The 8,604-nt window shown below is 72.6% G+C and carries 8 protein-coding genes; 2 read left to right on the top strand and 6 right to left on the bottom strand.

Annotation, left to right across the window (positions count from 1 at the left end):
* On the top strand, window positions 1-1,500 hold a 1,500-nt coding region (locus tag JWQ91_RS14015), incomplete at its 5' end, for a heterodisulfide reductase-related iron-sulfur binding cluster (RefSeq protein WP_297785332.1).
* A gap of 291 nt (window positions 1,501-1,791) precedes the next feature.
* Window positions 1,792-2,172, top strand: a complete 381-nt coding sequence (locus tag JWQ91_RS14010) for a YchJ family protein (protein WP_297785329.1) — start codon at window positions 1,792-1,794, stop codon at window positions 2,170-2,172.
* A gap of 5 nt (window positions 2,173-2,177) precedes the next feature.
* Here the strand turns inward: JWQ91_RS14010 and JWQ91_RS14005 are convergent, their stop codons facing one another.
* The 6 genes from JWQ91_RS14005 to JWQ91_RS13980 form a co-directional block, all read right to left on the bottom strand.
* Complete coding sequence (locus JWQ91_RS14005) at window positions 2,178-3,044, bottom strand: matrixin family metalloprotease (protein ID WP_297785326.1); 867 nt, start codon at window positions 3,042-3,044, stop codon at window positions 2,178-2,180.
* Window positions 3,045-3,070: 26 nt separating this feature from the next.
* Complete coding sequence (gene hutI / locus JWQ91_RS14000; protein WP_297785323.1) at window positions 3,071-4,198, bottom strand: imidazolonepropionase; 1,128 nt, start codon at window positions 4,196-4,198, stop codon at window positions 3,071-3,073.
* Window positions 4,195-5,304, bottom strand: a complete 1,110-nt coding sequence (locus JWQ91_RS13995; RefSeq protein WP_297785320.1) for a formimidoylglutamate deiminase — start codon at window positions 5,302-5,304, stop codon at window positions 4,195-4,197. Before JWQ91_RS13995 ends, hutI begins: the two co-directional genes overlap by 4 nt.
* The gene (locus JWQ91_RS13990) at window positions 5,301-6,470 is read right to left on the bottom strand and encodes an allantoate amidohydrolase (RefSeq protein ID WP_297785317.1); all 1,170 of its coding nucleotides are present in this window, start codon (window positions 6,468-6,470) and stop codon (window positions 5,301-5,303) included. The genes JWQ91_RS13995 and JWQ91_RS13990 overlap by 4 nt, the downstream gene beginning before the upstream one ends.
* A complete protein-coding gene (hutU, locus tag JWQ91_RS13985) occupies window positions 6,470-8,116 on the bottom strand; it encodes a urocanate hydratase (protein WP_297785314.1) in 1,647 nt (548 codons plus the stop codon). The genes JWQ91_RS13990 and hutU overlap by 1 nt, the downstream gene beginning before the upstream one ends.
* Window position 8,117: 1 nt before the next feature.
* A partial coding sequence (locus tag JWQ91_RS13980; protein ID WP_297785311.1) for an aromatic amino acid lyase occupies window positions 8,118-8,604 on the bottom strand: 487 nt, incomplete at its 5' end.

Below are 8,604 nucleotides of genomic sequence, written 5' to 3'. Positions count from 1 at the left end.
GCCGGCAACGAGATCGTCTTCGCCCAGCTCGCGATGCAGAACGCCGAGGTCTTCAAGGAGACCAAGGTCAAGAAGGTCGTCTCGACCTGCGCCCACTGCTTCAACACGCTCAAGAACGAGTACGCCGAGTTCGGCGTCGAGCTCGAGGTCGTCCACCACACGCAGCTGCTCAACCGGCTCGTGCGCGAAGGCAAGCTCAAGCCGCTCCCGCCCGTCGCGGGCGAGGAGAAGAAGAAGATCACCTACCACGACCCGTGCTTCCTGGGTCGTCACAACCAGGTGTACGAGCCGCCGCGCGAGCTCCTCAACGTCATCCCCGGCGCCGAGTTCACCGAGATGCCCCGCAACCAGGAGAAGTCGTTCTGCTGCGGCGCCGGTGGAGCGCGCATGTGGATGGAGGAGAGCCTCGGCTCCCGCATCAACGTCAACCGCACCGAGGAGGCCATCGCGACCGGTGCCGACCAGATCGCGGTCGGCTGCCCGTTCTGCCGGGTCATGCTGTCCGACGGCCTGACCCTCAAGCAGTCCGAGGGTGCGGCCCGCGAGGAGGTCGAGGTGCTCGACGTCGCGCAGATGCTGCTGACCTCGGTCAAGCGTGCGCCGGTCAAGGCCGCGCAGCCGACCAAGGACGACGACAAGGCCGTCGTCGCGGAGGCCGCGACCGCCGGTGCCGTTGCCGACACTGCGGTGACCGACAAGGCCACCGAGGCCGAGCCGGATGCCGAGGACAAGGCCGATCCCGACTCGATCAGCGACACTGCTGACGCCGGGGCCGCTGCCAAGGCGCACGAGGAGGGCGACCCCGCCGACAAGGACACGACCGACGTCGACGAGCTCGACGAGCCGGCCGGTTCGAGCGACGCGGCCGACCAGGCCACCGCCGCCGAGAGCAACGTCAAGGTCGACGAGTCCGGCGGCGGTCACGCCGACGAGTCCGCGGCACCCGACGAGCCCCGCAACGCCGATGCCCGCGCGGAGGCTCCCGAGGCGAAGGCTGACGCCGAGCCCGAGGCGAAGGCCGACGCCGAGCCCGAGGTCAACGACGACCCGGCCAGTGAGAAGGAAGAGGCTGCCTGGGCCAACGTCGGCCCGGTCAACACCGACCTGACCCCGTCCGAGCCCGCCGCGGACAAGGTCGAGGAGAAGGCCGAGCCCGAGCCGGCGACCGCCGAGGCAGTGACCGAAGAGCCCGAGCCTGCGCCGGAGCCCGAGGAGTCACCCGCCGAGAAGGTCACCCACGTGCCCGACGAGACCGAGCCGGTCGAGGAGGACGCACGCGAGGAGGAGGCCGACGCCGCGAAGGACGAGGCCAAGGCCCAGGCGCCCGACGAGATCACGTCGGTGGACGACATCGAGTCGACCGCTGATCCGGTCTCCGAGGACATCGCCGAGCTCAGCGATGCCAACCCCAGCGGCAAGGACCTCAGCGCCGCCGCGACGCAGCTCGCCTTCGACGACGTCGTCGAGGACGAGCCGAAGAAGGACGACGCGACGTCCTGAGGTCCGTACGGCACGAGGCGGGGCGCTCCTTTTTGGGGGCGCCCCTTCTCATTGCCTCGGGACCACCTTGTCTCGGGGCGTCATCAGGACCGTGGCCCAGGGCCTCGACAGTGATGACGTCATGGGCCCGGCGCACCCGTGGAATGCGAAAAGTCCGACCGGGAGGGAGCCACGAGTCGGACTTCGTGCTGATCCAGATAGATCAGCGTCGCAACCGGGCGGGAGGGAGTGTGCCCGGTTCAGAAGTGACAACGACGCAGGATCGACAAAGTAACGGGGGATACTGAAAATGTGTCGGAATCTCGTTGCCCCTGCCTGAGCGGTCTCACGTACGACGACTGCTGCGGGCGGCTGCATGCCGGCGGCAGCACGGCGCACACCGCGGAGCAGCTCATGCGCTCGCGGTTCAGCGCGTTCGCCCGGGGTGACGGCGACTACCTGCTCGCGACCTGGCACCCGTCGACCCGGCCGGCGACGCTCGAGCTCGACGAGGACCGCACGTGGTACCGGCTGGACATCATCGAGACCCGCGCCGGTAGCCCCTTCGACACCAGCGGCGTGGTCGAGTTCGTGGCCTATTACCGCGCCCCGACGGGCGCCGGCAGGCAGCACGAGATCAGCCGGTTCACCCGCGAGCAGGGGTGCTGGTTCTACCTCGACGGGATCCACTGAGCGACCTAGTAGTCGATGCACCGCCCCCGGCCGACCGCCGCCAGCCCGGCGCGGTCGCCGTCACCCCACGCATCCAGGCCACTCTCCCTCGTCGGCTGCATCAGCTGGCCGCGGGCGTCGACGTGGCCGAGCCCGACCAGGTGCCCGAGCTCGTGCATCAGGACCGAGCGGGCGGCGGTCCAGCCGTCCGTCGCGAGGGTCTGCTGGATCTGCGGCCCGTCCAGCATGACCACGCCGGTCACGTACCACCGGTGACCGTCGCGCTCGACCGCCGTGCTGCCGGCGTATCCCGCGGTCATCCCGCCCAGCCTGGGGGTCGCGTCTGGATCGGTCCACGACACCAGGACCGGGGTCCAGGTGCTGCCGTCGGCGGAGGTCGCCGTGCGACCGGGCGACGCGCCGGTGTCCGTCAGCCCGTCGACGACCAGCGACAGCCCGGTCGCCGCCCGGATCTCGTCCGCCGCCTCCTCCAGCATCCTCATCCCCTTGTCGACCATCGTGCGGGGATCGACGACCAGGTGGATCGGGGCGCACGGGTCGTACGTCACGGGCTCGCTGCTCCCGGGCTGCGTCTGCAGGAAGTCGAACGCGGTGCTCGTGACCTCCTGCGAGGGCGGATTGCCGATCGGTCGGGCCTGCGCGTCCGCCGGGCGATCCGGGAAGCCCGCGCGGTCCTCCCCCGTGAGCCCGAGGCGCCAGACCCCGACCAGCAGCAGGACCAGCAGGAGCACCGCCGCCATGGCCCGACGTCGGGGGGACAGCCCGGACGGCGGCACCGGATCCAGGCGGGCCATCTTCCGCAGCAGCCGGTTGAGCCGCCGACGGCGGCGCGCGTCCGCCAACGTCAGCGACTCGAGGAGACTGCCTTTCACGTCGTGCATTCTGGTCCAGCCGAGGGTCACCCCACCGAGGTCACCAACGGTACTCCGGGCCGATAGGCCAGGTGGACGTAGGACGGGGCGTCGAGCACGACGTGGTCGGCGGTCGCACCGATCCGCAGGTGCCCGACCTCGTCGCGGCGCAGCGAGGTCGCGCCACCCTGGGTCGCGGCACGGAGCGCCTCCAGCGGCGACAGGCCCATGTCGCGGACCGCGAGCGCGAGGCAGAACGGCATCGACGACGTGTAGGAGCTGCCGGGGTTGCAGTCGGTCGCGATCGAGACGGTCACGCCGGCGTCGACCAGCCGCCGCGCGTCCGGATAGGGCTGCCGGGTCGAGAACTCGACGCCCGGGAGCAGGCCAGCGACGGTGCCGGAGCCGGCGAGCGCGTCGACGTCGGACGCGGTCAGGTACGTGCAGTGGTCCGCGGCCGCGGCTCCGAGCTCGACGGCCAGCTGGACGCCGGGGCCGGGGCCGAGCTGGTTGGCGTGGATCCGCGGCAGCAGCCCCGCCGCGATCCCCGCGGTCAGCACGGTCCGTGCCTCGTCGCCCCCGAAGGCCCCGTCCTCGCAGAACACGTCGATCCACCGGGCGTGCGGGGCGCAGCGCCGCAGCATCTCGCCGGTGACGAGGTCGACGTAGGCCGCGACGTCGGTTCCGGCCGGGACCACGTGCGCCCCGAGGAACGTCGTCTCGGGAGTGCTGCGCCGGGCGATCGCCAACGAGCGTTCCTCGTCGTGGACCGTCAGGCCGTAGCCGCTCTTGATCTCGACCGTCGTCGTCCCCTGCGCGCGCATCTCCGCCAGGTGCCGGGCCACGGTGCCGGCGAGCTGGTCGTCGGTCGCCGCGCGGGTCGCCTCGACAGTCGTCCGGATGCCGCCGGCGGCGTAGGGCTGACCCGTCATCCGAGCCTCGAACTCCGCCGACCGGTCGCCGGCGAACACCAGGTGCGTGTGGGAGTCCACGAAGCCCGGGACCACCGCGGCGCCGCCCACGTCCTGCACCGTGTCGGTCGCCGGCGCGTCGCCGGGGGCACCGATCCACGCCACGGCACCGTCCTCGACCACGAACGCGGCATCGTGCCGGACCGGCCGGTCGGGCTCCCACGTGACGAGCTCGCCGATGTTGGTCACCAGCCGTGACGTCATGCCCGGCTCCAGCAGGCCGCCACGGCCCGGTCCAGCCGCTGCGCCACGTCCTCAGGATCGCCGACGACATCCGCCGCGGATGCCGCCCAGAGCAGCTCGTCGGCCCCGGCGGTCCGCACCGACCGACCGATCTCGATGGACGCCGGCTCCGCGAAGCCCAGCGAGGCGTGACCCGTGGTGCCCGCGGCGGCCCACAGCTGCTCGGCGGTCCATGCGCCGCGGACCCCGGTGCGGAGCCGCTCGTGCATCTCGACCGCCCGTGCCTCGGCGAACATGTCGATGACGGTGTTGCTGTCGGTCCCGAGGGTGATCCGCGCCCCGGCCTCGCGCAGGGCGACCGACGGGCCGATCCCGTCGGCGAGCTCGGCCTCGGTCGTCGGGCACAGGCAGACGTACGCTCCGGCGTCCCCCAGCGTCGCGATGTCGGGGGTGTCGAGGTGGGTCGCGTGCACCGCGGTCGTGCGGGGCGTCCACGCGCCCGCCTCGGCCAGCAGCCGCACGGGCGTCAGTCCGGTCGCGGCGAGGCAGTCGTGGTTCTCGGCCGGCTGCTCCGAGACGTGCACGTGCAGCGGCGCCTCGGGGAAGGCACTCGCCACGGTGGTGAGCTGGTCGCGGGGGACGGCGCGCACCGAGTGGATCGCGGCCCCGACCACGACGTCGTCGTCCCCGGCGTGCTTCCGGGCCAAGGCCTCGACCCGGATCGCCCAGGCGTGGGCGTCACCGTCGCTGAACCGTCGCTGCACCCCGTCGACCCCGCGCCCGAATCCGCCCGCCAGGTAGCAGGCGTCCAGCAGCGCGATCCGCAGGCCGGACTTCCGTGCCGCCGCGATCAGCGCCTCCCCCATGGCGTTCTGGTCCTCGTACGGCGTCCCGTCCGGGCCGTGGTGCAGGTAGTGGAACTCACCGACCGTGCGGATGCCGGCCAGGCGCATCTCGGCGTACGTCGCGGTGGCCAGCTCGTGGAGGAGATCGGGATCGAGGACCGCCGCGAGGGCGTACATCCGGTCCCGCCAGCGCCAGAACGAGCCCGCGCCCGTGACGCGGCCACGCAGGGCCCGGTGGAAGACGTGGCTGTGACAGCTCGCGAACGCCGGGACGGCCGTCACGCCAGGTCCCGGACGACCGCGGTCAGGGCCGTGACGCCGGCAGTGCAGTCGTCGTCGGCGGCGTGCTCGGCGGGCGAGTGCGAGACGCCGGTCGGGTTGCGGACGAACAGCATCGCGGTCGGCACGCGGGCGCTCAGGACGCCGGCGTCGTGGCCGGCTCCTGTCGCCAGGACCGGGGCGTCGAGCGTCGAGGCGATCCGGTCCCGCAGCGGGACGTCGAACCGGACCGCCGGGCTGACCGACTCCGTGACCAGGTGGAGCGTCGTGCCGTCCGCAGCGGTGGCCGTCCTCGCCGCGGCGACCAGCTCCGCGACCAGCCGGTCCAGGGACTCCTCGTCGCCCGCCCGGGCGTCGAGCCAGGCCGAGACGCGGGACGGGATCGCGTTGGTGCCGCCGGGCTCGACCTCGAGCCGGCCGAAGGTCGCCCGGGCCCCCGACTCGGTCGCGAGCCGTCGGGCCGCGAGGACCGTCGCGGCATACGCCGGCATCGGGTCCCTCCGGTCCTCCATCCGGGTCGCACCGGCGTGATTGGCCTCGCCGCAGAAGTCGAGCCGCCACCGCCCGTGCGGCCAGATCGCCGAGGCCACGCCGACCGCGGCGCCGGAGTGCACCAGTGACCGGCCCTGCTCGACGTGCAGCTCGACGAAGGCGCCGACGTCCGCCAGCCAAGCGGTACGTCCGACGGCTCGTGGGTCACGGCCGCGCGCCGCCATCGCCGCGGCCAGCGTGATCCCGTCGCGGTCCTTCTGGGCCAGCGCCCGAGCGGGCGCCAAGGCGCCGGTCGCGAGCTGCGACCCGGCGCACGCGATGCCGAAGCGGGCGCCCTCCTCGTCGGCGAAGCTCGCCACCACGACCGGACGGGAGGGCTGGAATCCCTCGGCGCGCAGCCGGTCGACCGCGGCGAAGGACGAGACGATCCCGAGCGGTCCGTCGTACGCCCCGCCGTCCGGCACCGAGTCCAGGTGCGAGCCCAGCAGGAGGGCGTCCGGGCCGCTGCCCCACCACGCGAGCTGGTTGCCGTTGCCGTCCTCGACCAGGTCCATGCCCCGAGCCGCGGCCTCGCCGGTGAACCACTCCCGCAGCAGCATGTCGGCGTCGCCCCAGGCGTAGCGGCGATAGCCACCCGTGCCGGGATCGCGACCGATGTCGGCGATGGCGTCGAGCATCAGCCCTCCAGCATCGGAACCCGCAGGCCCCGCTCGGCGGCGACCTCGGCGGCGCGCTCGTAGCCCGCGTCGACGTGCCGCATGACGCCGGTGCCGGGGTCGTTGACCAGGACCCGCTCGATCTTCTGCGCCGCGAGGTCCGTGCCGTCGGCGACGATGACCTGACCGGCGTGGATCGAGCGGCCGATCCCGACCCCGCCGCCGTGGTGGATCGACACCCAGGTCGCCCCGGAGGCGGTGTTGAGCAGGGCGTTGAGCAGCGGCCAGTCCGCGATCGCGTCGGAGCCGTCGGCCATCGACTCGGTCTCCCGATAGGGCGACGCAACCGAGCCGGAGTCGAGGTGGTCCCGCCCGATCACGACCGGGGCGCTGATCTCGCCCGAGGCCACCATCTCGTTGAACCGGAGCCCGGCGAGGTGCCGCTCCCGGTAGCCGAGCCAGCAGATGCGCGCCGGGAGGCCCTCGAAGTGGACCAGCTCCTGGGCCTTCGTGATCCAGCGGGCGAGGTGCTCGTCCTCGGGGAAGAGCTCGAGGACCGCCCGGTCGGTCGCGGCGATGTCCGCAGGATCCCCCGACAGCGCGGCCCACCGGAACGGTCCCTTGCCCTCGCAGAACAACGGCCGGATGTAGGCGGGGACGAACCCGGGGAAGGCGAACGCCCGGTCGAACCCGCCCAGCCGGGCCTCCTGCCGGATCGAGTTGCCGTAGTCGAAGACCTCGGCGCCGGCGTCCATGAAGCCGACCATCGCCCGGACCTGCTTGGCCATCGAGGCGCGGGCCCGGCCCGTGAACGCCTCGGGGTCGCGCGCCGCCTCGGCGTGCCAGTCCGCGACCGAGATGCCCTCGGGCAGATAGCTCAGCGGGTCGTGGGCGCTGGTCTGGTCGGTCACGACGTCGATCGGGACGCCGCGCTCGAGCAGCTCGGTGAACACCGTCGCGGCGTTGCCGACGATCCCGACCGACAGCGCCCGTCGCTCGTCCTTGGCCGCGACGACCCTCGTGACGGCCTCGTCGAGGTCGGTGACGTACTCGTCGAGGTAGCCGTGCTTCACCCGGCGTTCGAGCCGTGTCTCGTCGACGTCCACGACCAGCACCGCGCCCTCGTTCATCGTGACGGCGAGGGGCTGGGCGCCCCCCATCCCGCCGCACCCCCCGGTCAGGGTCAGCGTCCCGGCCAGCGAGCCGCCGAATCTCGACCTCGCGACCGCGCCGAACGTCTCATACGTTCCTTGCAGGATCCCCTGCGTCCCGATGTAGATCCACGACCCGGCGGTCATCTGGCCGTACATCGTCAGGCCCTCCGCCTCCAGCCGGCGGAACTCGGGCCACGTCGCCCAGTCCCCCACCAGGTTGGAGTTGGCGATCAGCACTCGGGGGGCCCACTCGTGGGTGCGGAACACCCCGACCGGCTTGCCGGACTGGACCAGCAGCGTCTCGTCGTCGGCGAGGGTCTCGAGCGTTCGGACGATCGCGTCGTACGCCTCCCAGCTCCGCGCCGCCCGGCCCGTGCCCCCGTAGACGACCAGGTCCTCGGGGCGTTCGGCGACCTCGGGGTCGAGATTGTTCATCAGCATCCGCATCGGGGCCTCGGTCTGCCACGACCGGGCCGTGAGGGTCGAGCCCCGGGCCGCACGAACGTTCCGCATGTCAGTTCTCCAGATCTCGCTGGGAGTGACGTTCGGGCCCCGGATTCCCCGATTTCGGGGCCGAAACGTCACTGCCAGCGGTTTGGTGGGTGGCGGGGTGGTGGGTGGCGGCGAGGAGCGCGCCGGAGCGTACGAGCTCGGCCGCCGCCTCGAGCTCGGGTGACAGGTGGCGATCCGGGCCAGGGCCAGCGACCGTCTCGCGCAGGACCGCGATCGCGGCGCCGGTCGCGGCGGACGGCACGAGCGGTGCCCGCAGCTCGATCCCACGGGCCGCGGTCAGGATCTCGATCGCCAGCACCCGGGTCAGCAGGTCGACCGACGTCCGCAGCTTGCGGGCCGACGCCCAGCCCATCGAGACGTGGTCCTCCTGCATCGCACTCGACGGGATCGAGTCGACGCTGGCGGGGACCGCGAGGCGCTTGAGCTCGGACACCATCGCGGCCTGGGTGTACTGCGCGATCATGTGCCCCGAGTCGACGCCCGGGTCG

The sequence above is a fragment of the Aeromicrobium sp. genome, from assembly GCF_025965075.1.
Lineage (GTDB): Bacteria > Actinomycetota > Actinomycetes > Propionibacteriales > Nocardioidaceae > Aeromicrobium.
This window is presented reverse-complemented; position numbering and strand designations above follow the sequence as displayed.

Bases quoted from the DNA above. Each gene is read 5' to 3' on its own strand.
- JWQ91_RS13990 (WP_297785317.1), bottom strand. From the start codon at position 6,470: ATGCTCGACGCCATCGCCGACATCGGTCGCGATCCCGGCACGGGTGGC.
- hutI (WP_297785323.1), bottom strand. From the start codon at position 4,198: ATGACGTCACGGCTGGTGACCAACATCGGCGAGCTCGTCACGTGGGAG.
- hutU (WP_297785314.1), bottom strand. From the start codon at position 8,116: ATGCGGAACGTTCGTGCGGCCCGGGGCTCGACCCTCACGGCCCGGTCG.